General features: G+C 60.2%; 19 protein-coding genes and 1 pseudogene. 14 read left to right on the top strand and 6 right to left on the bottom strand.

All coding sequences use genetic code 11. The annotated features are described in order from the left end of the window. Positions 1-10 precede the first annotated feature (10 nt). Genes VGE55_RS10895 through VGE55_RS10905 form a run of 3 tightly spaced genes read right to left on the bottom strand, consistent with a single transcriptional unit; the run spans position 11 to position 3,482 of the window. The gene (locus VGE55_RS10895) at positions 11-1,261 is read right to left on the bottom strand and encodes a metal ABC transporter permease (RefSeq protein WP_331131715.1); all 1,251 of its coding nucleotides are present in this window, start codon (positions 1,259-1,261) and stop codon (positions 11-13) included. Next, positions 1,258-2,184 (bottom strand): metal ABC transporter substrate-binding protein, encoded by a 927-nt coding sequence (locus tag VGE55_RS10900; RefSeq protein WP_331131716.1) that lies wholly within the window; start codon positions 2,182-2,184, stop codon positions 1,258-1,260. The genes VGE55_RS10895 and VGE55_RS10900 overlap by 4 nt, the downstream gene beginning before the upstream one ends. A gap of 5 nt (positions 2,185-2,189) precedes the next feature. Beyond that, the gene (locus tag VGE55_RS10905) at positions 2,190-3,482 is read right to left on the bottom strand and encodes an acetamidase/formamidase family protein (protein WP_331131717.1); all 1,293 of its coding nucleotides are present in this window, start codon (positions 3,480-3,482) and stop codon (positions 2,190-2,192) included. Between the two features lie 262 nt (positions 3,483-3,744). Here VGE55_RS10905 and VGE55_RS10910 point away from each other — a divergent pair, with 262 nt between their 5' ends. Then, entirely contained in the window at positions 3,745-4,407 is a 663-nt protein-coding gene (locus VGE55_RS10910; protein ID WP_331131718.1) for a fumarylacetoacetate hydrolase family protein, read from the top strand. A gap of 36 nt (positions 4,408-4,443) precedes the next feature. Here the strand turns inward: VGE55_RS10910 and VGE55_RS10915 are convergent, their stop codons facing one another. Both VGE55_RS10915 and VGE55_RS10920 read right to left on the bottom strand, forming a co-directional pair. After that, positions 4,444-5,619 (bottom strand): glycosyltransferase, encoded by a 1,176-nt coding sequence (locus tag VGE55_RS10915; protein WP_331131719.1) that lies wholly within the window; start codon positions 5,617-5,619, stop codon positions 4,444-4,446. Further along, complete coding sequence (locus VGE55_RS10920; RefSeq protein ID WP_331131720.1) at positions 5,574-6,590, bottom strand: AraC family transcriptional regulator; 1,017 nt, start codon at positions 6,588-6,590, stop codon at positions 5,574-5,576. Before VGE55_RS10920 ends, VGE55_RS10915 begins: the two co-directional genes overlap by 46 nt. A 106-nt stretch (positions 6,591-6,696) precedes the next feature. On the opposite strand from VGE55_RS10920, the gene VGE55_RS10925 reads away from it, so the two are divergent. The 11 genes and pseudogenes from VGE55_RS10925 to mnmH all read left to right on the top strand — a co-directional run bounded on the left by VGE55_RS10925 (position 6,697) and on the right by mnmH (position 18,311). Next, on the top strand, positions 6,697-7,818 hold the full coding sequence (locus VGE55_RS10925; protein WP_331131721.1) for a fatty acid desaturase: 1,122 nt from the start codon (positions 6,697-6,699) through the stop codon (positions 7,816-7,818). Positions 7,819-7,962: 144 nt separating this feature from the next. Then, a pseudogene (locus tag VGE55_RS10930) lies at positions 7,963-8,199 on the top strand (FmdB family zinc ribbon protein); the annotation flags it as partial. Then, positions 8,199-8,801: a DUF502 domain-containing protein gene (locus VGE55_RS10935; protein ID WP_331131722.1), complete on the top strand. Its 603-nt coding sequence runs from the start codon at positions 8,199-8,201 to the stop codon at positions 8,799-8,801. The pseudogene VGE55_RS10930 and the gene VGE55_RS10935, both read left to right, overlap by 1 nt. A gap of 27 nt (positions 8,802-8,828) precedes the next feature. Beyond that, positions 8,829-10,634, top strand: coding sequence for an aspartate--tRNA ligase (gene aspS / locus VGE55_RS10940; protein ID WP_331131723.1), 1,806 nt, complete (start codon positions 8,829-8,831; stop codon positions 10,632-10,634). A 21-nt stretch (positions 10,635-10,655) separates the two neighbouring features. After that, positions 10,656-11,156, top strand: a complete 501-nt coding sequence (gene nudB / locus VGE55_RS10945; RefSeq protein ID WP_331131724.1) for a dihydroneopterin triphosphate diphosphatase — start codon at positions 10,656-10,658, stop codon at positions 11,154-11,156. A 211-nt stretch (positions 11,157-11,367) separates the two neighbouring features. After that, the gene (locus tag VGE55_RS10950) at positions 11,368-12,162 is read left to right on the top strand and encodes an endonuclease/exonuclease/phosphatase family protein (protein ID WP_331131725.1); all 795 of its coding nucleotides are present in this window, start codon (positions 11,368-11,370) and stop codon (positions 12,160-12,162) included. Continuing rightward, on the top strand, positions 12,159-13,529 hold the full coding sequence (locus tag VGE55_RS10955; RefSeq protein ID WP_331131726.1) for a phospholipase D-like domain-containing protein: 1,371 nt from the start codon (positions 12,159-12,161) through the stop codon (positions 13,527-13,529). Before VGE55_RS10950 ends, VGE55_RS10955 begins: the two co-directional genes overlap by 4 nt. A 17-nt stretch (positions 13,530-13,546) precedes the next feature. Next, positions 13,547-14,614 carry a ligase-associated DNA damage response exonuclease gene (locus VGE55_RS10960; protein ID WP_331131727.1) on the top strand — a complete coding sequence of 356 codons (1,068 nt, stop codon included), beginning with the start codon at positions 13,547-13,549 and terminating at the stop codon, positions 14,612-14,614. Next, complete coding sequence (locus VGE55_RS10965; RefSeq protein ID WP_331131728.1) at positions 14,611-16,323, top strand: ATP-dependent DNA ligase; 1,713 nt, start codon at positions 14,611-14,613, stop codon at positions 16,321-16,323. The genes VGE55_RS10960 and VGE55_RS10965 overlap by 4 nt, the downstream gene beginning before the upstream one ends. Next, positions 16,307-17,221, top strand: coding sequence for a DUF429 domain-containing protein (locus tag VGE55_RS10970; protein ID WP_331131729.1), 915 nt, complete (start codon positions 16,307-16,309; stop codon positions 17,219-17,221). The genes VGE55_RS10965 and VGE55_RS10970 overlap by 17 nt, the downstream gene beginning before the upstream one ends. A gap of 7 nt (positions 17,222-17,228) precedes the next feature. After that, positions 17,229-18,311, top strand: a complete 1,083-nt coding sequence (gene mnmH / locus VGE55_RS10975; protein WP_331131730.1) for a tRNA 2-selenouridine(34) synthase MnmH — start codon at positions 17,229-17,231, stop codon at positions 18,309-18,311. Here the strand turns inward: mnmH and VGE55_RS10980 are convergent, their stop codons facing one another. Beyond that, positions 18,312-18,734, bottom strand: coding sequence for an Lrp/AsnC family transcriptional regulator (locus VGE55_RS10980; RefSeq protein ID WP_331131731.1), 423 nt, complete (start codon positions 18,732-18,734; stop codon positions 18,312-18,314). It lies immediately after the preceding gene. A gap of 110 nt (positions 18,735-18,844) precedes the next feature. Here VGE55_RS10980 and VGE55_RS10985 point away from each other — a divergent pair, with 110 nt between their 5' ends. Both VGE55_RS10985 and putA read left to right on the top strand, forming a co-directional pair. After that, the gene (locus tag VGE55_RS10985) at positions 18,845-19,939 is read left to right on the top strand and encodes an ornithine cyclodeaminase (protein WP_331131732.1); all 1,095 of its coding nucleotides are present in this window, start codon (positions 18,845-18,847) and stop codon (positions 19,937-19,939) included. After that, complete coding sequence (gene putA / locus VGE55_RS10990; protein ID WP_331131733.1) at positions 19,939-24,348, top strand: bifunctional proline dehydrogenase/L-glutamate gamma-semialdehyde dehydrogenase PutA; 4,410 nt, start codon at positions 19,939-19,941, stop codon at positions 24,346-24,348. The genes VGE55_RS10985 and putA overlap by 1 nt, the downstream gene beginning before the upstream one ends. Positions 24,349-24,377 lie beyond the last annotated feature (29 nt).

Genomic DNA, 24,377 nt, shown 5'->3' on the forward strand with positions numbered 1-24,377 from the left:
CAGGGCTCGTCTATTTGGATGAGGTCAGTTTGCGGCGCCACAGCCACAAGCCCAGCAAGCTGGCCGCCAATACACCCACCAAGGGCCAGCGCAGGCGCTCGCGCGCCCGTGCGCGGGTCTCCTTCATCACAAACTGCTCACCCTTGATCATTTCGTTGTAGGACTGCTGGAAGGAAGCAATCCGCCGCACGGTGTCGTCATCGTCCGTTCCCATCCAGCGGCTGGTCTGCTCCCGCTCGGTGAGTTGGTCCAGCGCTTTGGCATAACGGTTGACATACGCTTGCGACTCATCCAGGGCCTGCCGTTCAACCGGCCGCATGTAGAGTGCTTGCAGGCTGGGCAGGGCTTTTTCTGCGGCATCCAGCAGAGGTTGGTCGGCACGCGGTTGCACAGTCAACCACACCAAACTCACCACCACGGCCGCGCTCAAGGTGCGTCTGCCCAGTGTGGCGGCGTGGTGGCGCGTTGTGGTGGACATCACCAGCCGTGGCAGCACCATCACCAGCAGCAACACCACCGCAAACACGGTGACCAGCGTTGCACCGGGCGAGGTGTCGGCCCACAGCGACAGCAGCAAACCACCGAGTGATGCGGTGCCACCCAAGCCAATGCCCCAGGCCCATTGCCCGCCGTGGTGCCTGGACAGCAGCGTGCCGCACAGCGCCGGAATGATGAGAAATGAAAACACCAGCAACACCCCGGCCATGGCCACCGAGGACGTGACCACCACACCGAAGGCCGCGTAAAACAACAGGTCAGCCAGCCAGGCCCGCCCACCGTGGCCGTGCATCCAGCCCCGGCGTGTGGCCAGGTGCAGCAGGCCAATGATGGGGGTGTAAATCAGCGCGGCCTTCAACACCTCGTCGGGGGTTACCGTCAAAATGCTGCCAGTCAGCATTTGCTTTAAATGCTCTGCCCCTTGCGGTGCCGAATCAATCAACAGCACACCACCGGCGGAGCTCGCCACATACATCACACCCACCAATGCCTCATGTGGAATGGTCTTGGGTGCAAAACGAATCAGTGACAAAGCCAAGGCACCCGCCCAAGCCAAACCCAGCGACCATGCATAGGCACCCAGCGTGCCTGGCATGTGCCCTTGCATGAATGCGACCGTGGCCCCCAAAGCAGCGCACTGTGCCAAGGCAAGGTCGACAAAGATCACATTGCGGGCAATCACATGCAAACCAAACTGGCAATGCACCACAATCAGCAGCAGGCAGGCCAGCAGTGGCAGGGTCAGGAAGTCCAGTGTGTTCATGGTTGGGCTCCGGGGGTATTGTACAAAGCCTTTTGCAGCGCTTGCACATTGAAATCAAACAAATCGATGTAGCTGTTGATGCCCGGCGCATCACCCACAGAAGCAGCCAGGCTCACGATGTGAGCCCCGGTTTTTCGGGCAATGAATTCCAGGTCCCGGGTGGGTTCAGACGGATGACGGATGAGCCAACGAATGTTCTGGCGCTGCACGGTTTGAACCAGTGTGGCCAGCGCACCGGGGCTGGGTGCAACGCCAGGGCGGGTTTCCACGGTGGCGGCCATGTTGAGCTTGAAACGCCGGGCCAGGTAGGGCCAGTTGTTGTGGTACACCAGCAGGGGCACACCAGCCCACGGTTTAAGCTGGTTTTGCCATTCCACGGTTTTTTGTTTCAGCAGCGCCAAAAAGGCATTGCGCTGTTGCTCGTATTGCTTGGCATGTGCAGGGTCCAGTCGGGCCAGCGCTTCCGCAATGTTGCCGGTGATGACTGCGGCGTTGTCCGGGTCCAGCCAGTAGTGCGGGTTGCCAGCGCCATGGGCATGGCCGTCCGACTGAAACCCGCCCTGTTTCACTTCCAGCAGCAACACGTTGCGTGAGGCATCCACCACCGCATCGCCACCCCGGGCAAGGTCAGCCCTGCCACTTTGCTGAATCAAGGGGTTCAACCACAGGTCGTAGTCCAGGCCGACCCGCACCAGCAGGCGCGTGTTTTTCACGCGGCTCAGGTCTTGCGGTTTCGGGGTGTATTCCTCGGCATCACGTCCAGCGGGCACTAGGCTGCTGACATTCACCAGTGGGCCCCCCACAGCCTGCACCAGGCTGCGGAGGTCTTCGGTGCTGGTCAGCACCGGCAAGGCGGCCTGACCCAGGCTGGGCAGGAGCAGCCCCAGCAAAGCACCCATCAGGTAACACCTTGCGCGGTTCATTGCCGTTACGCCTTTTTATTCACCCACAGGCTTTTGGGCACCACACAGTGAATGGACTTTTTCGCGTCGGTCATCTCGCCCACGCGGCAGTCCATGCCCACCGACACCAAGCCATAGGCATCCAGGCGGCTCAGCCCTTTTTTGGCCTGCAACTGTTCAATCATGCCCATGGACGCCATGTCCATCGCCTTGTTGGCATCAGCATCGGTGCCCACCGACACAAACAGGTCTTTGGTTTCTGTCATGGGGCGCGGCTCGATGCCTTTGGCTTTCAGGTTTTTCGGGTTGGTGCAGTGAATGCCTTTCTTGATGTTCACCACTTGCGACACCCGGCAGTCCGACACGGTGGGCATCAGTTTGGCGGCGGCGTCGGGCGTGATTTTGCGCTGCTCGGCCAGGTATTTCACGGTTTGTGCTTTGGCGTTGTCCCAGGCCAGGTTCAGGTCTTTGTCAAAGCCCATGGTCACCCAGTGGGTGGGGGTTTCAATGCGGGGCATGTCCAGCTTCATGGTTTTCACCACTTCCACCGTCACATTCAATTCCTTGTAAGCGGTTTCAATCGCCGTCAGGTTGACTTCACCGTTGCCTTGCGCAGCGTGCGAGTCGCCCGACCACAGCAAGCCACCCTTCACCCACACGGGCACATACAGGGTTGCACCGGCCTGCAGTTCACGAATGTCCATATTGCCGCCGTATTCGCCGGGGGGCACGCTGGAATAGCGACCGGGTTCAGCACGGGCTACACCAATGGTGCCCGGGAAGGGCTTCAAAGGAATTTCAATGCCGGGCAAAAACTCGGCCACTTTGCGTTCCATGTCCAGGTACAGGTATTTCACCTGGCCGTCCTGGAAGTCTTTGGGGAACTGGCCAAACATGCCGGGAATGTTGAAGTTTGTGCCATAGGCGCGGGGCACAATGCGGTTGATCTTCACCTTCAGCACATCGCCGGGCTCGGCACCGTTCACGTAAATCGGGCCGGTCAATGTGTGTGGGCCACGGCCCGGGTTGTCGGTGCGCAGCTTCTTGAGTTCTTCAATGGTTTTGCCGGGAATGACCTGATTGTGCGAGTGCATCATGGTTTCCATCACCACGGTGTCGCCTGAATCCACCGTCAGTACTGGTGGCTGCGCATTGTCAAACCAACCCCACTGGGTGGTCTCCAGCGTGGCGGGTAGCAGGTGGGTTTTGCCTGGAAAACTGCTGGCGGTGGTGAGTGACTGGCCGATGGCCGAAGAGGCCAACACAGCCCCGGAAAATGCTGTGGCAATGGCCCAGCGTGTGCGTGTCATCTTGATCATGGGTACTCCTGTGGGTTGCTACAAATGCGCGCTAGGGCAGCAGGGCCGCCCGGCCAGCGCATTACGCAACGTTTGTGCCAAGTCGCATTGGTGGTCAGGGTGTACGCTTGCAGTGCATGGGCACACCGCGCTGGTGCAATCGACCTTGGGGTTTGTACCCAGCGCTGCGGGTTTTCCTGTAGGAGCAGTTGGGGCCTGTGCACCACCACAAGGCACGTGGATACAATGGGTTTTTCGCTTGTTGCCCTCACCGGGAGTATTCATGCCGCACATCACCCTGAACACCACACCATCACAGACCATCGCTGTGCAAAACATTTTCTGTATTGGTCGAAATTATGCGGCGCACATTGCCGAGCTCGGCAACAAGCCTGCGGAAGATCCGGTGGTGTTTCTCAAGCCCACTTCGGCTTTGAATACCAGCGATGTCATTCGATTGCCCAGCCACTCCAGCGATGTGCACTACGAAACCGAGCTGGTGGTGTTGATTGGGCAGGGTGGAAAAAACATTTCGGAGGACAGTGCCGTGCGCCATGTTGCGGGTGTGGGCATTGGCCTGGACCTCACCGCGAGGGACATTCAAAGCAAAGCCAAAGCGGCCGGTTTGCCTTGGGCGGTGGCCAAAGGGTTTGATGACTCAGCCACGGTGTCTGCTTTTTACCCCGTTTCCCCGGGCGTGCATTTCGACAAGATGACTTTTTCAATGCGGCTCAACGGAGCGGTAAAACAACAGGGGCATGTTGCAAACATGCTGTACAACGTACCCACCCTGATCGCCCACCTCAGCCGCATGTTTACCTTGCAGGCCGGTGACTTGATTTTCACCGGAACGCCCGAGGGTGTAGGCCCTTTAACGCCCGGTGACGAACTGTCGATGGAATTGACGGGCGTGTGTGTTCATGCGGTGTCGGCGCTTGTCCCATAAGGTCGGTGGTACCGCACCGGTAAACCTGGGCTTCGATCAACTGGCCGGCGAATGGATCATTCGCTGCAGACCCTCTTTGTACAACCCTTCGGCGGTTGCCCGTGTATTGGTGGCCAAGCGAGGATCTGCCAGCAAACCGCGAAGCAGTTGCAGGGCCTCACGGTGTGCGTTGGTCCGGATCAGCAATTTCGCCAGTTCCAGCTTGAAACCAAATTGGTAAATCCACATCAGCAAGAACAAACCATCCCGAGGTGCGTTGAGCACGACACCCAATCGCCCAATCTCCACGGCTGACTGCAACTGCCCGGTGTTGGCCAGTGTTCTCATCAAAAAAAAGTAACCCTCGGCGCGGTGCGGTGCAGTCACGCAGGCATCAATCAACCACTGTTGCGTCAGCGCTGGAAACGCCGGTGCGTTCAACAACTCAGCCAGCCGTGCGGCCTCCAGTAAAGCGCAAAATTTTTCCTCCGGCCAACCGCCCAAATCACTGCGTTTGATGTACCAGTCCAACGCGGCACTTCGTTCACCCGCATCTCGGTAGCTCTGTGCCAAATAAAAAGCGTATCGTGCCCGAAGCGGCGGATCGCTTTCCTGATGAAAAGCCTCCAACAGCATGGCCGCATCTTTTTGGTAGCGTGCGGGATCCCGACTGCGAGCACCTTCCCGATTGGATCGTATCCACACCTGGTCCAATTGACCCACGCGTGCCCCGTCGGGCAGATCCACAAACTCGTGAACAACACCCCGATAGCGAAAGCGCATGGCATTGCGCATCAGGTGAATTCGGTTGTATGCCGAGTGGCCATCCAGCACTCGAATGTTGAAGGCATCAAACGAATCGGCCTTTTGCGCCAGTTCAGCGGCGGCATCGGGGCTGAAGAAAATTTCATCGTCTGCATCCATCACCAAAGCAAAGTCCACCGACGGGATTGCACGCAGGCACGCCAGTGCACTACTCCGGTTGTGCGCAAAATGAACCCAGGGTTGATCAACCACTTGACCGGGCAGACTGTTTTCAGCCAGCCATTGTCGGATAAGGGTCTGTGTGCCGTCGGTCGAGCCGGTGTCTTCAACGTACACATGGTGAATGAACGGCCTGCTCAGGTTCAGGCAGCGCTCAACAATGTGGGCCTCATTTTTGACAATCATGCACAGGCCAACGGTGGTCATGACCGCAATTCGCTCGGGCTTTTGCCAAACCAGCGCTTGCATGCGCGGCTAAAAGCAGACGAATCCGAAAACCCCAGGTCCAGGGCAATGGCGGTCAACGGGTCTTGGGTGTGCTTGAGGCGCCGCAAGCATTCGGATTGCCGAATGTCATCAATCAGTGCAGCCAGGCTGGTGCCTTCTTCGGCCAGTTTGCGCTGCAGGTGGCGCGCACTCATGTTCACCTGTTGGGCGGCATCTTCAATGCTGGGGGTGCCTTTGGGCAATTGCTCGCGGGCCCAGTTTTTCAACATGCGGCTCAGGCTGGTGGTCGGTTTCAAGCGCTCCATGGCGGCCTGGCTGGCTTGGTCCAAATGCTCGGCCACCAGGGGGTTGGCGCCTTTCAGCCGGGTTTGAACGGTTTGCAGTGCGTACACCAGGGCAATGCGGGGTTGGCCAAAGTGCACCGGGGCCACAAACAGCTTTCTGAACAGGCTCAGTGCCTCACCTTCGGGTTCCGGGCGGGCCAGTTCAACCCGCTGGGGCACGAGTTCTGGCGAGCCCAGCCCTTTGCCGGCATTGGCCAGCAGGGCCATAAAGCCGTCCACCGACTGGTGGGCCGGGCTGGACGCATCGCGAATGCGCAGCTCCACTTCAAACGTGGATTCGTGGGTTGAAATCACAATCTGGCTGGCATCGGTCACCAGGTCAGCAAAGCGGCTCATGCGGCCAAAGGCCTGCTCCAGGGTCTCGCTGGCCATCACGCTCAGGCCAACGGCATGGAATGTGGCCGGCGTGATGTGGCGAATGGCTTTCAATCCCAGTGCCTCATCGCCCGTCAATTCAACGGCTTTTTGCCACAGCCGGGTTGTGTCGGCCACGCGGTAACGGGCCTCCGGGTTGTCCAGCCAAGTGGGGTCCAGGCCCACCGCGTTGAACAACTCGGTCGGCGCAAGCCCCTGCAACTCCAGCTCACGGGCAAGGCCGCGCATCCAACTGGCCAGGGCAGTGGGGGTGTTCGAATGCAAGGGCGTCATGGTGTGGCGCGCAAAGTCATGGGCTTGTCGTTTTGGAACATGAAATCAAACTGTAGCCCAAGCATACTGCATGCACTTCAATAACAAATCCAAGTGAGGCAAGACCATGGCAAGTTTGAGCGACAAGCTGATGAATGGCTCCCCAAGCCAGACCGCAGCAGCCCCTGCATCGCGCATCAAGCAGAACCACATCAATGCGGTGGACCAAAAACGCATTGCCACCATCAAGACCGCCATTCTGGCCGAAGGTGACCGCATTCGCGCCAAATACCCGGTGCTGGCACATCAAGACGCCATCGGCATGGGCATCCTGCTGTTCAGCATGATTGGGGCGCTGCTCACGGGTTGGGCCTATCTGGAAGGTGCGCTGGCCTGGTACATCACCATTCCCGTGATTGCAATCTTCCTGTCCTTCACGCACGAGCTGGAGCACGACCTTATTCATTACATGTACTTCCGCAAGAACAAGTTCATGCACAACCTGATGATGGCACTGGTGTGGATTTGCCGCCCCAGCACCATCAACCCCTGGCTGCGCCGCCACCTGCACCTGCACCACCACAAGCATTCCGGCACCGCCACCGACCTGGAAGAGCGCGCCATCACCAACGGCGAACGTTTTACGCCACTGCGCGTGCTGATGATGCTCGACCTGGAGCTGTCGGTTGTTCTGCGCATTTTGAAAGTGCCCAAGCACCTGCGTTTCAAAGCCTTGATGCGCGGCGCCATTGGCAACTTCCCGCTGGCCACCATTTTCTACACCGCCTACCACGCTTATGTGGCCTACTGGGCCATTGAAGCCGCTGCCTGGCTGGTGGGTTACAGCGTGCCTTGGCCCGCCATGGTGACCAACAACGTGGACCTGGCCAATACCGTTGCTGTGCTGGTGTTTGCCCCCAACCTGTTGCGCTCGTTCTCCATCAACTTCATCAGCTCGAACATGCATTACTTCGGCGACATTGAAGACGGCAACTTCGTGCAGCAGTGCCAAGTGCTGAACAGCAAGTGGTTTGTCATTCCCCACCTGTTCTGTTTCAACTTCGGTTCCACCCACGGCATTCACCACTTTGTGGTTCGCGATCCGTTCTACATTCGCCAAATGACCGCCAAGAAGGCCCACGAAGTGATGCGCGCCAACGGGGTCCGTTTCAACGACCTGGGCACCTTTACCCGGGCCAACCGTTGGGGCAACGACGCCAAGGCCATGGTGCCAGTCAGCGCGCAATAAGACAGAACTCTTTGCAAGGGGCGTCAGGTTTCACGAGAACCTGGCGCTCTTTTTTTATTTCCTTTCAAAAACAGGTGCTTGGAGAACCACCCCGGCGCAACGTATAATCAGGGGTTTGTCGTAGCTTTTCCAGGTGTTTGAAAAATGCCAATTTATGCGTATCGCTGCCAGTCCTGTGGCTTTGAAAAAGATGTCTTGCAGAAAATCAGTGATGCTCCCTTGACCCGCTGCCCCACCTGCGGGCAAGAGAGTTTTGCCAAGCAGGTCACTGCGCCCGGCTTCCAGCTCAAGGGGTCGGGTTGGTATGTCACCGATTTTCGTGGTGGTTCCAGCACATCAGCGCCCGCTGCTTCGGCGTCCACGCCGTCGTCTGACGCAGCATGAAAAAACTTCTTCTGGCCGGCCTGCTGGTGTGGGTACCCCTGCTGATCACGGCGTGGGTGCTGCTCACCGTGGTGGGCCTGGTCGACAAAACCCTGTTGTTGCTGCCGGCGGCCCTGCAGCCGGAAAGCCTCTTCGGGTTTTACGTGCCGGGTTTGGGCTTTGTGCTCACTTTCGGGGTCCTGCTGGTCACTGGCCTGTTGTACACCAACTTCATCGGTGCCTGGCTGTTTAAACTGGGTGACCGCATTCTGTCCGGCATCCCGTTGCTCAAGGTGGTGTACACCAGCGTCAAGCAGATTTCGGACACCTTGCTCACCTCGTCGGGAAAAGCCTTTCGCGAGTCTGTGCTGGTGCCGTACCCACACCCTGGGGTGTGGGCGCTGGGTTTTGTCACCGGCAACCCGCCTGACAACCTGGCCAGCTCATTTGAAGAGCGCATGGTGGCCGTGTATGTGCCCACAGCCCCCAGCCCGGCCTCCGGGTATGTCATCATCGTGCCGGAAAATTCGCTTCGCCCCTCGGGCATGACCGTGGACGAGGCCCTGAAATACATTGTGTCGCTGGGGGTGGTCACACCGCCTGGCGAAGCTGCCCTTTAACTTGAACTTCGACTACACACCAACAACATGAAAATGCGCACCGATTATTGTGGCAACGTGTCACAAGCCCACCTGGGCCAAACCGTCTCCCTGTGTGGCTGGGTTCAACGCCGCCGCGACCACGGTGGGGTAATCTTCATCGACCTGCGCGACCGCGAAGGCCTGGTGCAAGTGGTGTGCGACCCCGACCTGCCCGAGATGTTTGCCCTGGCCGAAACCCTGCGCAACGAGTTCTGCGTGCGTGTGGAAGGCCTGGTGCGCGCCCGTCCGGCTGGCACTGAAAACAGCAACTTGAAAAGCGGTGCCGTGGAAGTGCTGTGCAAAGGCCTGGAAGTGCTCAACGCCTCGGTCACGCCCCCGTTCCAGCTCGACGACGAAAACCTCTCCGAGACCACACGCCTGACCCACCGCGTGCTGGACCTGCGCCGCCCGCAAATGCAGAAAAACCTCATGCTGCGCTACAAGGTGGCCATGGCCATCCGCAAATACCTCGATGACCAGGGTTTCATCGACATCGAAACACCCATGCTGACCAAAAGCACGCCCGAAGGCGCGCGCGACTACCTGGTCCCATCCCGTGTGCATGCCGGTGAATTTTTCGCGCTGCCCCAGTCGCCCCAATTGTTCAAGCAAATGCTGATGGTGGCGGGCTTTGACCGGTATTACCAAATCACCAAGTGTTTCCGCGACGAAGACCTGCGCGCCGACCGTCAGCCTGAATTCACCCAGGTGGACATCGAAACCTCCTTCCTGACTGAGCAGGAAATTCGTGACCTGTTCGAGCACATGATCCGCAAGGTGTTCGCCGAAACCATGGACGTTCAACTGGCCAACCCCTTCCCGGTCATGCCCTACAGCGAAGCCATGGCCCGCTTTGGCTCCGACAAGCCCGACCTGCGCGTGAAAATGGAATTCACCGAGTTGACCGACCTCATGAAGGACGTCGACTTCAAGGTGTTCTCCGGCCCAGCCAACATGGAAGGCGGCCGCGTGGTGGCGCTGCGCGTGCCCGGCGGTGGCGACATGCCCCGTTCCGAAATCGATGCCTACACCAAGTTTGTGGCCATTTATGGTGCCAAGGGCCTGGCCTGGATCAAGGTCAACGACCTGTCCAAGGGCCGCGAAGGCTTGCAGTCGCCCATCGTGAAAAACATCCACGACACGGCGCTGAACGAGTTGCTCAAGCGCACCGGCGCGCAAAACGGCGACCTCATTTTCTTCGGTGCCGACAAAGCCAAGGTGGTCAACGACGCCATTGGCGCGCTGCGCCTCAAAGTGGGCCACAGCGAATTTGGCCAGAAAACCGGCTTGGTGCAAGGCCAGTGGGAGCCCCTCTGGGTGGTGGACTTCCCCATGTTCGAATTCGACGACGAAGGCGGCCGCTGGGTGGCCTGTCACCACCCCTTCACCAGCCCCAAGGATGGTCACGAAGACTACCTGGCCACCGACCCCGGCAAGTGCCTGGCCAAAGCCTACGACATGGTGCTCAACGGCTGGGAACTGGGCGGCGGCTCGGTGCGTATCCACAAGGAAAACGTGCAGAGCAAGGTGTTCCGTGCGCTCAACATTGGCGAAGAAGAAGCCCAGCAAAAGTTTGGCTTCCTGCTGGATGCCCTGCAATACGGTGCACCACCCCACGGTGGCCTGGCCTTCGGCCTTGACCGCATTGTGACCATGATGAGCGGCGCCGAAAGCATTCGCGACGTGATTGCCTTCCCCAAAACACAGCGTGCCCAGTGTTTGCTCACGCAAGCCCCCAGCCCTGTGGACGAAAAGCAGTTGCGCGAATTGCACATTCGCCTGCGCCAGGCCGAACCCAAAAACGTGGCCTAAGGCCCGTTGGTTCAGCCATTCATGGCCTTCAAAATCCCCGTGTCGGTGCTGGTCGTCATGACCCGCCCTTCCGGGGATTTTTTATTGATTGAGCGGGCCGACAAGGCAGGCTACTGGCAGTCTGTCACCGGCAGCCTGGATGCACTCGATGAAGACCCCGCCCAGGCCGCCCTGCGCGAGTTGCAAGAAGAAACCGGTTTCATCGCCCGCCTTGACAGCAAGCCCGTGCTGGAATGCAGTGCAGCCGAACTCAAGCAGCCCGGTGTGTTGCGCCCGTGGCCCAAACAACTTCAGTACGAGATTTTTGAACACTGGCGGCACCGCTATGGGCCGGGCGTTACCACCAACACCGAGCATTGGTTCATGGTCTGCCTGCCCAACGATGCAACGCCCCGGTTGGCGGCCAAAGAGCATGTGGCTTTTGAATGGCTGGAGGCGAGTGATGCAGCGGCGCGGTGTTTTTCACCCAACAACGCCCAAGCCATCCTCGACTTGACAGTGCGTTTGAATACCCCAAAATAAAAAGGAGCCCGAGGGCCCCTTTGCAATACGCAGTTAGCTGAAAAAAAGAGAAGGTCGAAAGGACTTCGTTAGCCAGAACTAAATATTTATGGGTCAATAGTAGGGGGATACCCTAGGTCATACAATACCCGGAGTCTGTGACAAGACCTTTAAACAGTATTCCATTTGTCCGTAATTTACTGATTTGTTCACCAAGGGGCAAACGCCTGGCATGCGCTTGAGAATGGCCACCTACAACATCCACAAAGGCGTCATGGGGCTGCGCAAACCCGCGCTCACCATCCACGCCTTGCGGGACAGCATTCACGCCCTGGATGCCGACCTGGTGTTTCTGCAGGAGGTGCAGGGCCGTCACGACCACCATGCCGAACGTTTCGAGCACTGGCCCGATGCAGCTCAACATGAATTCCTGGCCTCGGGTGTGGACGCCATGCTGGGCCACGCCAGCAGCCCCCGCTACTTCACCGCCTACGGCATGAATGCGGTCTACCCCCATGGTCACCACGGCAATGCGCTGTTGTCCAAATTCCCCATTGAGTGGGTGCTCAATGAAGACGTGTCCGACCACCGGCTTGAACAACGCGGCCTGTTGCACTGCAGGGTGATGACACCCGCAGGCGCCGTGCATGCGCTGGTGGCCCACTTCGGCTTGTTTGCCCGCAGCCGCAGCCGCCAGGCCGACAAACTGGTGGCGCATGTGCGCCGCCATGTCGAACCCCAGGCGCCTGTCTTGGTGGCTGGCGACTTCAACGACTGGCAACGCCGCTTGGGCCCCGTGCTCAAAGCTGGCCTGGGTGCCGAAGAGGTCATTCCCCTTGAACGCAGTCGCCGCTTGGCCCGGGTGGCCAGCTTTCCCAGCCGTTTGCCCCTGCTGGGGCTGGACCGTGTGTTTGCACGCGGCTTCGAGGTGCTGGGGGCTGAAATCCACCATGGCCCAGCGTGGGGCAAATTGTCGGACCATGCGCCCTTGGTGGTGGACCTGCATCTCAAGACCTCTGCGCCATGAAGCAGGCCATAGGGCAAGCGCTGGAGGCCCGGTTTGAAACCCTGCTCCAGCCCGTTCCCCCCGAGCGAACCGGCAACCAGGTGGCCTTGCTCAAGGGTGGGCAGGACTTGTTTCCCCGCGCCTTGAAAGCGATTGCCCAAGCGCAACATGCAGTGCGCATTGAAACCTATATTTTTGCCAGCGACGCCATGGGCGAAGCGTTTTGCGAAGCCCTGTGCCATGCAGCCTTGCGGGGTGTGCAGGTTCGCCTGGTGTTGGACGGCTTTGGCGGAAAGGAAGGCGTTGAACACCATGTGCCACGCTTAAAGCAGGCTGGTGTGGATGTGCGTATTTTCAGGCCCGAGGGCTCGCCGCTCAAGCTGACCCCGACCCGCTTGCGCCGCATGCACCGCAAAATCATTGCGGTTGATCGCCAGGTGGCCTTTGTCGGCGGCATCAACCTGATCGACGACTTGAACCATGCCGATGAGCAGCATGAACTGCGCATGGCCGAGCTGCGGGAGCAGCAGTCCTACGTTCACCTGTTGTCCGGCCACCGACAACCACTCAACGCCAACCGCCAATTGCGCAGTGAAACACTCGGCCCGCGCTACGACTTTGCCGTCGAGTTGCAGGGCCCTGTGGTGGGCGATGTGTGGCACAGCATGGAATGGCTGTGGTGGCAGGTGGGGCCGCGTGGCAACGTCACCGACACCTTCACCGCCCAGTGGTGGGCCCAACGCAAACAGCGCCTGGCGCAGGTGCTGGCCGAAGAGGCGCAGCAGGGCCCCATTGCGCATCAGGGGGCCGTCAAAGCCCAACTGGTGATCCGTGACAACTTCCGTTTTCGCGGGCGCATCGAGCACAGTTACATCCAGGCCCTGCGCCGGGCACACACATCCGTCGTGTTCGCCAATGCCTACTTCTTGCCCAGCCGCCGCATGCGCCGTGCCATTTTGGCTGCCCGCAGCCGCGGTGTGGTGGTCAAGCTGCTGCTGCAAGGGCGTGTGGAGTATGCCTTTCAGCACCATGCCACCCAGCACCTGTACGACGAACTGTTGCAGCACGGCGTGGAGGTGTACGAGTACACCCCAAGTTTTTTGCATGCCAAGGTGGGCGTGGTGGACTCCTTTTGGGCCACTGTGGGGTCGTCCAACCTCGACCCGCTCAGCACCCTGTTTGCCCGCGAGGCCAATGTGGTGGTGCACAACCGCGCCTTTGCCCAGCAACTCAAAGCCGAGTTGCTCCATGCCATTGCGCACCACAGCCATCGCATCGACCCCGAACTGCACCGCCGCCGCCCCTGGCGCAGCCGGGCATTCAGCTGGGTGTGTTATAAACTCACGCAGTTGGCGGTGTTTGTGACCGCATTCGGTAGTCGGTATTAAGGCAGTCGGTATTCAGCATGGATTTGGTCGTTAGCCGCCCGGAAGGTTTGTATTGCCCGCCCGGTGATTTTTACATCGACCCCTGGCGCAAGGTGGACCGCGCCGTCATCACCCATGCCCATGCGGACCATGCGCGCTATGGCCACAACCACTACCTGTGTGCCGAGGCAGGCGCGCAAGTGTTGCGCACACGCTTGGGCAACATCACGCTGGAAACCTTACCCTACGGGGTGGTGGTTGAACACAGGGGCGTTCGCATTTCCTTTCACCCGGCGGGCCATGTGCTGGGCTCAGCCCAGGTGCGTCTTGAATACCAGGGCGAAATTTGGGTGGCCAGTGGCGACTACAAAGTGCAACCCGACGCCACCTGCACCCCGTTCGAGCCGGTGAAGTGCCACACCTTCATCACCGAATCCACCTTTGGTTTGCCGGTGTACCGCTGGCGTCCGCAGGCCGATGTGTTTGCCGACATCAATACATGGTGGGCTGCCAACGCCGCACAAGGCAAAGCCAGCGTGTTGTATGGCTACTCGTTTGGCAAAGCCCAGCGCATTGTGGCGGGTGTGGATTCTTCTATTGGCCCCATTGTGTGCCACAGCGCTGCACAGGCCTTGAACACGGCCTATCGGGAATCGGGCATTGCCTTGCCGCCCACGTTGTTGGTGAGCGAAGTCACCGACAAAGCCATCTACAAAACCTGCCTGGCCATTGCACCACCCGCCGCACAAGGTGCCAGCTGGATGAAGCGATTTGGTTCGGACTATTCCGATGCCTTGGCCTCCGGCTGGATGCAGTTGCGCGGTGCACGCCGACGCGGCAATGTGGACCGCGGTTTTGTACTGTCTGACCATGCGGACTGGCCGGGCCTCATGAAAGCCATTGGCGCCACGGGTGCAGAAAATGTCATTGTGACCCACGGGTATGTGCCGGTGATGGTGCGCTGGCTGCAAGAACAAGGGCTCAACGCACGCGCCTTTCAAACCGAATATGGCGGCGATCAGGGTGCAGAAGAAGAGGTGGTTGAAACAGTCACAGGCTCACCGAATGAGCCTGATGAAAACACCGCACCAGGCGATGCACCATGAAAGAGTTTGCAACCCTGTTCAATGCGCTGGACGCCTCCACCTCCACCCTGCACAAGGTGCAGGCCATGGTCGATTATTTTCGCCAGGCCTGCCCCGCCGATGCCGCTTGGGCGGTGTACTTTTTGGTGGGCGGTAAACCCCGCCGCACCGTGCCCACCCGCCAGTTGCGCGGGGCCGCGTTGCAGGTCAGTGGTCTGCCCGATTGGCTGTTTGAAGAAAGCTACCAAGCCGTCGGCGACCTCGCCGAAACCATTGCCCAAGTGCTGCCGCTGGCTGAAGGTGAGCCCTTGCCCGAGCATGGCTTGGCCCATTGGGTGGAGCAACGCATTTTGCCCCTGCGCACATTGGACGATACCGAGCGCCTTGAGGCCGTGGTGCGCTGCTGGATGGACCTGGATGCAGCAGGCCGCTTCCTGTTTGTGAAACTGGTGGGCGGTGGTTTCCGTGTGGGCGTGTCCAAGCTGTTGGTGTTGCGCGCCTTGGCCCAAACCAGCGGGCTGGACGCAAAACTGCTGGCCACCCGGCTCATGGGGTATGCCGATGCAGACCACCAACCCACGGCAAGCAGCTACCGCGCCTTGTTGGCCGCTGAAGCACAGTCGGACAGTGACCACCGCCCCGGCCAGCCCCTGCCATTTTTCCTGGCCCACCCACTGCAAGAAGCACCCGAAACGTTGGGTGGTGTGTCGCAGTGGCTGGTGGAATGGAAGTTTGACGGCATACGCGCCCAGGTGGTGAAAGATGCTGGCCAGGTGTGGATTTGGTCGCGCGGTGAGGAGTTGGTCAGCGAGCAGTTTCCGGAATTGACGGCAGCCTTTTCCAACCTGCCCGATGGCCTCACGCTGGATGGTGAAATCCTCGTGTGGTTGAACAATGCACCCGCACCCTTCAACGCCTTGCAAGCGCGGCTCAACCGCAAAACCGTGAGCAAAAAACTGCAGCAAGATGCGCCGGTGGTGTTCATGGCTTACGACTTGTTGCGCCTAAACGGCCAGCGTTGGGTAGGCCGCCCACAGCATGAACGCCGTGCCCAACTCGAACAGCTTGCAATGCTCAACACGCCCCTGTTCATGTTGTCTGAATTGGTGCAGCAACCCAGTTGGGCCGCCTTGCAAACCATTCGAGCGGAAAGCCGCGCGCGCGGTGTGGAAGGTTTCATGCTCAAGCACCGGGAGTCCCGCTACGGGGTGGGGCGCAGCAAAACAGACGGGGTTTGGTGGAAATGGAAAATCGATCCCATGAGCGTGGACTGTGTGCTGGTGTATGCACAACGGGGCCATGGCCGCCGCGCCAGTTTGTACACCGACTACACCTTCGCCGTGTGGGACCGCACACCCACGTCTGCCGATGAAGCCCAGGCGGTGGTGCAGGCCATTGCCCAAGGCGAAAAAGTGGACGACACCGTGGCCCGGGGTTTGCCCCGCTTGGTGCCGTTTGCCAAGGCGTACTCTGGCCTCACCGACGAAGAGTTTAAACGCGTGGACCGCGAAATTCGCAAACACACCGTGGACAAATTTGGCCCGGTGCGCACCGTGGCCCCCACCTTGGTGTTTGAATTGGGGTTTGAGGCCATTGCCCCGTCCACCCGCCACAAAAGTGGCGTGGCTGTGCGGTTTCCCCGCATGCTGCGCATTCGCGATGACAAACCCCTGCACGAAGCCGACACCCTTCAAACCCTGACCGAGTTGCTGCATGCCTTTACCGCTTGAATCCGTGGACGACTACACCCTGCTGGGCATCGACTTTTCCAGCAGCCCCACCAAGGCCAAGCCTGTGGCCGTGGCGCAAGGTCGGTGGGAAGCCGGCGTGCTCAAGGTGGGCGAGCTGCATTCATTCACCAACCTGGATGGCTTTGAACAACTGTTGCTGCAAGGGCCCACGGTGGCGGGGGCTGGGGCGGAGGAGGGGACCCCATCGCCTTATTTGGCCGTCATCGACATGCCCTTTGGTTTGTCCCGCGAGTTGGTGGACAAACTCAACTGGCCCGGTGCGCAGCGCACCGACAAACGCGCCTGGGGCGACCTCATCGACTTTTATGCCAACCTGGGGCGCGACGACATTCGCAGCATTTTTAAAGCCTGGTGCGATGCCCGGCCCGCCGGCCAAAAGTTTGCCCACCGCGCTTGCGACAAGCCGGCTGGTTCATCGCCCTCCATGAAATGGGTCAACCCGCCGGTGGCGTACATGCTGCATGCGGGTGCGCCACTGTTGAAGAAGGCGGGCGTGTTCATTCCGGGCATGCAAGCTGGCGACCCGCAACGCATCGCGCTGGAAGGCTACCCCGGTTATTGGGCACGGCAGGTGCTGGGGCGGCAAAGCTACAAGTCCGACGACCCCAAAAAAGACACGCCCGACCGTCGCATGGCCCGTTCGGAATTGTTGTGTGCGCTGGAGGAAGGCATGTTGCTGGGCATCCGCGTGCAGGTGCGGCCTTACCTGCGCGCCCGTTTGCTGGAAGACGCCAAGGCCGATCACCTGGACGCCGTGTTGTGCTGCCTGGTGGCCGCCTGGTGTGCCAAGCGGGCCGACCAGCAGTTTGGTTTGCCGCAGCGCATCGACCCGGTGGAAGGCTGGATTGCCGGAATACCCGCCACAAGGCCGGTATAATCCGCGCATGGAACCCACCACACCCGCGCAGCGCTCCCCCAAACACCCAGACCTGGTTGACCTCGGTCAGCTGGACGATTACACCGTCATCATCGACGTGCGCTCGCCCGCCGAATATGCACTCGACCACATTCCCGGGGCCATCAGTTGCCCGGTGCTGGACGATGAGGAACGCATCCGCGTCGGCACGCTGTACAAGCAAGTGTCACCCTTTGAGGCCAAGAAGGTGGGTGCCGCCCTGGTGTCCAAAAACATTGCCCGCCATCTGGAAGAGCAATTCATTCACCACGACAAGCAGTGGAAGCCATTGATTTACTGCTGGCGTGGCGGCAGCCGCTCCGGCGCCATGACCACCGTATTGCGGCAAGTCGGTTGGCCTGCCGCGCAATTGAAGGGCGGTTACAAAGTATTTCGCACCCAGGTGTTGAGCGACCTGGCCCAGTGGCCTGCCAAGTTTCAATACCGCGTGGTGTGTGGCGAAACCGGCAGCGCCAAAACCCGCTTGCTGGAAGAAATTGCCCGGCAGGGCGGGCAAGTGCTCGACCTTGAAACCCTGGCTTGCCACAAAGGCTCGGTGTTGGGTGTGTTGCCCGGGCAAAGCCAGCCCTCGCAAAAACTGTTCGAAACCCGGGTGTGGAATGTGCTGCGCACACTCAACCCCGAAAAGCCGGTGTATATCGAAGCCGAAAGCAAAAAGATTGGCAGCCTGCGCGTGCCCGAGGCCCTGATTGAATGCATGCGCGAGCAAGGTACCGTGCTGCGCATGGAAGCACCCGTGTCAGCCCGGGTGGAATACCTGCTGCGCGATTACGATTATTTTCTCAGCCAGCCCGAGTTGCTGAAAACCCAGTTGGGGTTTTTGTACAGCCTGCATGGGCAGGCCGTGCTGGCGAAATGGAATGCCTGGGTGGACGCTGCCGCGTGGCCCGAACTGGTGACGGACTTGTTGGTGAACCACTACGACCCAGCCTACCGAAAATCCACCTCGCACAACCTGAAAGGCTATGACCAAGCCACCGTGTTTGCAGCCGATGCATTGGATGACACCGCACTGCGCACACTGGCCGCGCAGGTGTTGGCCAAGGGTTGATCAACCCCGAAAATTCGACAGGTGAATACTGGTCTCGGTGTTTTGAATGCCCTTGATGAGGCGAACCCGCTCCAGCACGTTCGACAACTCCGCCAGGCTGTCAGCCTGCAACTCAGCCAGCGCATCCCAACGCCCATTGGTGCCATGCAGGGCCGTCACCCCAGGCTCACCCAGCAAGCTCAACATCACGCGGCGGCTGTCGTTGCCTTCAATCTGAATGCTCATCCAGGCCACAATGCGGTTCGCGTTGCTCTCGGGTTTTAACAGCACGGTGTAGCCGGTCAACACCCCCTCACGCTCCAGTTTGGCCATGCGGTTGCTCACCGTGCTGCGGCTCACTTTCAGCGCATGGGCCAGGTCGGCCACCGGGGTTCGGGCATTGGCCCGCAAGCGGGCAATCAGTTCGCGGTCCAGCGCATCCATGGTCAACCTCTTGCATTTCGCCAGTGGGTCTGCTCATTTTGAGCGCTACGTGCCGTTTTGCAAGCAAAAAATGGCTTTTTGCTGGGTTCAATGGCTTTCACAATCAAGACATGTCCGCGCCATCAAAGCAGGGGGTTGCCATGCACACCCATTACCTCAGTGTTCAGCATGTGGCCCACCTCGTTCACCGCGTGGGTCTGCAAAACCTCATCACCCGCATCGCCAGTCAAATCCAGCACGACTTCACCCACTGGCCCCGCTTTGACAAAACCGCCCGCCTGGCCAGCCACTCTGCGCAGGGCGTGATTGAACTCATGCCGGTCAGCAACGGTCAGCGTTACGCCTTCAAGTATGTGAATGGCCACCCGGGCAACCCGGCGCTTGGCCTGTCCACGGTGATGGCGCTTGGCGTGTTGGCCGATGTGCGCACCGGCTTTCCGGTGTTGCTGTCCGAGCTCACCCTCACCACAGCACTGCGCACAGCCGCCACCTCTGCCTTGGCAGCCCGCCACCTGGCCCGCCGAAACGCCCGCCGCATGGCCATCATCGGCAATGGGGCACAAAGTGAATTTCAAGCCATGGGCTTCAACGCCTTGCTGGGGATTGACCAGTTTCACCTGTTCGACATCGACCCCGCAGCCAGCCTGCGGCTGGCCCAACATTTGAAGGAATGCGGATTCAAGGTTATGCTGGGTGCCAGCGTATCCCATGCCGTTTCAGGAGTGGATGTGATCACCACGCTGACTGCCGACAAAACCCGCGCCACCATTTTGACCGCTGAGCAGGTCGGCTGCGGTGTTCACGTCAACGCCGTCGGGGGCGATTGCCCCGGCAAAACCGAACTCCATCCCGATGTGCTGCGCAAGGCCCGCGTGTTTGTGGAATACGAACCGCAAACCCGGCTGGAAGGCGACATTCAGCAAATGCCCGCAGACTTTCCTGTCACCGAATTGTGGACCGTGCTCACCGGGGCAGCCCCCGGTCGGCAATCGGACGCCGACATCACCGTGTTCGACTCGGTTGGCTTTGCACTGGAAGATTTTTCAGCGCTCACGGTGCTGCACCAACTGGCGCGTGAGCACCGCATTGGCGACAGCCTCGACATTGTGCCCAACTTGACCGACCCCAAAAACCTCTACGGTGTGCTGCACAGTGCAACTGCCATGCACACGGTCCACACGGCCCACACGGCGGAAGCGACGTGATGAACCCCGCCAACACACCCGCCGCGCCCAACAACGCCGTGTGTGTGCTGGGTGCCCCCACCGATGTGGGCACCACCTACACCGGCTGTGCGGCTGGCCCGGCTGCCCTGCGCAAGGGCGGCCTGAATGCCCTGTTGACCGAGCTGGGCTGGGCCGTGCGGGATGCTGGCGACATACAAGGCCCGTTGGTTGAACACCGGCAACTGGTCGATGGCCATCGAAACTTACCCCAAGTGATTGAGTGGGTGGCGCACATTCGCGAGGCAGTGGCACATGCATTGCGTCGGGGGGAATTCCCCGTGCTGCTGGGGGGCGACCACAGCCTGGCCATGGGCTCCATTGCTGCGGTGGCGGCCCATTGCAAAGCCTACAACCGCCCACTGCGGGTGGTGTGGATCGATGCCCATGCCGACATCAACACCGCACAAACCTCGCCGTCTGGCAACCTGCACGGCATGCCGCTGGCAGCCTTGTGTGGCTGGGGGCCTGCTGATTTGCTGCAAACCTTGAACCCCGGCAACACCACACCCTGTCTTCAGCCCAGTCAAATCACTCAAGTTGGTGTTCGATCTGTTGACCCGGGCGAGCAAGGCATACTCGATGCAGCGCAGGTGCGGGTGTTCACCATGCAGCACATTCGGGCTTTGGGCATGGACGCGGTGATGCAACAGGCCCTGCAGGGCATTGAACCGGGCACCCATGTGCATGTCAGCTTCGATGTGGATTGCCTGGACCCTTCGGATGCGCCCGGTGTGGGCACACCGGTGCACGGCGGCCCAACCCTGCAGCACATGCAGCAGTGCATGTTGCGCCTGGCACAAACAGCGTGTGTGGGCTCGGTGGACGTGGTGGAGTTCAATCCATCGGCTGACCAGCACGGGCAAACCTTGCAACACACGCTGCATTTGCTCGCGCTGTTGATGGACCAACGCCACGCACTACGGTGCATGCACCGGGTGAACGAGGCTCACGCGGTGAGCCTGCTGCTGCAGGCCTTTGAAAGCGTTGCTGTGGATGAAGCCGCCATTGAACAGCGGGCCATACAGCATATTCAACGGGTGCGAGGCCTGCGCAGCCATTCCACGGGTGTGGACTTGTTGATGCAAGAATTTGGCTTGTCCACCGATGAAGGCGTAGCGCTGATGTGCCTGGCCGAGGCCCTGCTGCGCATACCCGACCCCGACACCCGCGAGGCCTTGATACGCGACAAACTGAGCCATGCCGACTGGAAAACCCACCTGGGCCACAGCGACTCCCTTTTCGTGAATGCAGCCACACTGGGCTTGCTGGTGGCCAGCAAACTGGGCCGCGTCAGCGAAGGCGTGGTGCGCCGCGCAGTCGAGCTGGCGGTGGACCACATGGGGCGGCAATTCGTGATGGCCGAAACCATCGAGGCTGGAATAAAGGCCGCGCAGTCTGGCGCCTGGTGTTCATTCGACATGCTGGGCGAGGCGGCTCAAAGCGACACCGAAGCACAAGCTTATGTCCACAGCTATCACCACGCCATCATCACCCTACAGGCGTTGCTGCATGACAAGTCCTTGCCACCCGAGGGCTTTCACTGGCAGGCCCACAGCCTGTCCATCAAATTGTCGGCCCTGCACCCGCGCTATGAAACTTCACAGCGCGCCGAGGTGCACGCCAGCTTGTACCCGCGCTTGTTGGGCTTGTGTCAGGCCTGCAAGGCGGCGGGTTTGCTGGTCAATCTGGATGCCGAAGAAAGCGAGCGTCTTGAACTCTCCATGGACCTGTTTGAACGCTTGGCGCTGGAACCCATCCTGAGTGGTTGGAACGGCTTGGGTTGGGTGGTGCAGGCCTACCAAACCCGCGCACTGGCCGTGGTGGACTGGGTGGTGAACCTGGCTCGCGTCAGTGGGCGCAGTATTCCGGTGCGTTTGGTCAAAGGCGCCTATTGGGACAGCGAAATCAAGCGGGCCCAGCAGCAGGGCATGCCAGCCTTCCCGGTGTTCACCCGCAAGGTGCACACCGACCTCTCGTATGCGGTGTGTGCTGCCCGCCTGTTGCAACACAGTGCACTGGTGCTGCCGCAGTTTGCCACCCACAACGCCCACACGTATGCACTGGTTGAACACCTCGCCCAACAACAGGGTGTTGAACGGTTTGAGTTGCAGTGTCTGTATGGCATGGGCGAAAGCCTGTATGCCGACATTCTGCACAGCGGTGCCCACACCTGCCGGGTGTATGCACCCATTGGTGCCCATGCCCAACTGTTGCCCTACCTGGTGCGCCGCCTCCTGGAAAATGGCGCCAACACCTCGTTCGTCAACCAGTTGCTCGACCCCAACATGCCCGAAGCCGAACTGGCTCAGCACCCTTGGGTTCCATTGCGCCAGCAGCCGCTCAGCCCCAATCCGGCTTGTCGCATGCCTGCCCAATTGTACGAGCGGCCCAACGCCCCGGGCATGGACCTGCAATGCCCGGCTGTGTTGCACCGGGTGGGTCAGGCCTTGGCCCATCGCCATGTCCACACCTGGCAGGCATACCCGGTACTGCCTGCGTCGCCCCATGCCAGCACAGGCCCTTGGCAAGATGTGTTCAATCCCGCCGTGCCCATCCAGCGGGTGGGGCAGGTGCAATGGTCCACCAGCGCCGATGTACAACAAGCCCTGCGGGACGCAACAGCCTTGGTTGAAGCGTGGTCGTGCAGTGCGCATTCCACCCGTGTGGCATGCCTCAATGCCTTGGCTGTGGAGTTGAGTCGACATGCCGACGACCTCACGGCTTTGCTGGTGCTGGAAGCCGGTAAAACCTGGGCCAATGCCGTGGCCGAATGGCGTGAGGCCATCGACTTTTGCTTTTACTATGCGGCGCAATTGGAGTCCCTTGCCGAGGCCCCTTGCCAGCCAGCCGGTGGCGTTGCGGTGTGCATCAGCCCCTGGAATTTTCCGCTGGCGATTTTCATGGGGCAGGTGGTGGCTGCCTTGGCGGCCGGGTACCCTGTCATTGCCAAGCCTGCGGAGCAAACACCCTTGGTGGCACACCAGGCCATGCAGTGCATTCACCGGGCTTTGGCGCGTGTTCGTCAACCGGCGGCGCTGGTGCAGTGTCTACCCGGTGATGGCGCCGTGGGTCAGGCCCTGTGTGCTGCGCACGGCCTTCGCTGGGTGTTGTTCACAGGTTCGCTGCCAGTGGCCCGTCACATCGAGTCCACCCTGTTGCAGGCGGCTGGTCCGCGCAGCCCTGCGCAGCTGGTGGCCGAAACGGGAGGTCAAAATGCCCTGTGGGTTGACTCCTCCGCCCACCTGGAACAGGTGGTGAATGATGTTATTCACTCGGCGTTTGACAGTGCTGGCCAACGTTGCTCGGCGTTGCGCTTGCTGTGTGTTCAAAGCAATGTGGCCGATGCGTTGCTCGCCAAGTTGAAAGCGGCCTTGCAAGCCCGTGTGCTGGGTAACCCTGCACAGGCCAATACCGACATTGGTCCGCTGATTGATGCAGACGCACTGCAGCGTGTTCAGGCTCACCTGGTGAGCCTGAGGTCGCAGGGTTTGCCGGTTTGGCAAAGCCCGCAGCACCTTGAGCAAGCTGCTGAGCAAACAGGCCACTTTGTGGCGCCAGCGGTGGTGGAAGTAAATGATCTTGAACCCTTGGTCACTGAAGTATTTGGGCCAGTGCTGCATGTGTGGCCTTGCCCAGCCGATGCATGGCCCCGGCACATGGCCGCGGTGAATGCACTGGGTTACGGCCTCACCGGCGGTGTCCACAGTCGTTTGGTGGCATTTCAGAATTGGGTTCAACAGCACGCGCAGGTGGGCAATGTCTACATCAACCGCAACCTGGTGGGCGCAGTGGTGGGCAGCCAACCCTTTGGTGGGCGGGGGCTGTCGGGCACCGGGCCCAAAGCAGGTGGCCCATTGATGTTGCCCAGTCTGCTGCGCATGGCCGACTGGTCCGGCTTGTCCAAAGCCATCATACCAACCGGCATGGCCTTGCCTGGCCCCACCGGTGAGCGCAACACCTACCGCCTGTTGCCCCGTGGCGTGCTGTGGTGCACCGCTCAAGAGGCCGATGCCCTGTTGTTGCAGGTCATGGCCGTGTGCCATGCAGGCGCACAGGCCTGTGTGTTGCATTCCGCCACGCTGGATTTTCCACGTTGGTTGCGCAGTCTTCCGGAGTCCATCCAACAGCGTGTGCACGGTGTTCATCGCATTGATTGGGCCCAACTGGATGGCGTGCTCTGCGAGCAGGACGCCGCCTTGCAAGTCACCCTGCGCAGGCAGTTGCTTGACCACACTGCTGCGCTGGTGCCCGTCATTGTTCAAACAGCCGATGGGACCTACCCGCTATACCGCCTGTTTCACGAGCAGGCCGTGTGCAACAACACCGCAGCCACCGGCGGCAATGTGGACCTGTTGTCCAGCCCCAGCACGCAAGCCATGGCAAAATAAGCCATCGCAATGTGATGTCAGCGTGTGCA

Origin of the sequence: Limnobacter sp. (assembly GCF_036405155.1) — a bacterium.
GTDB lineage: Bacteria > Pseudomonadota > Gammaproteobacteria > Burkholderiales > Burkholderiaceae_B > Limnobacter.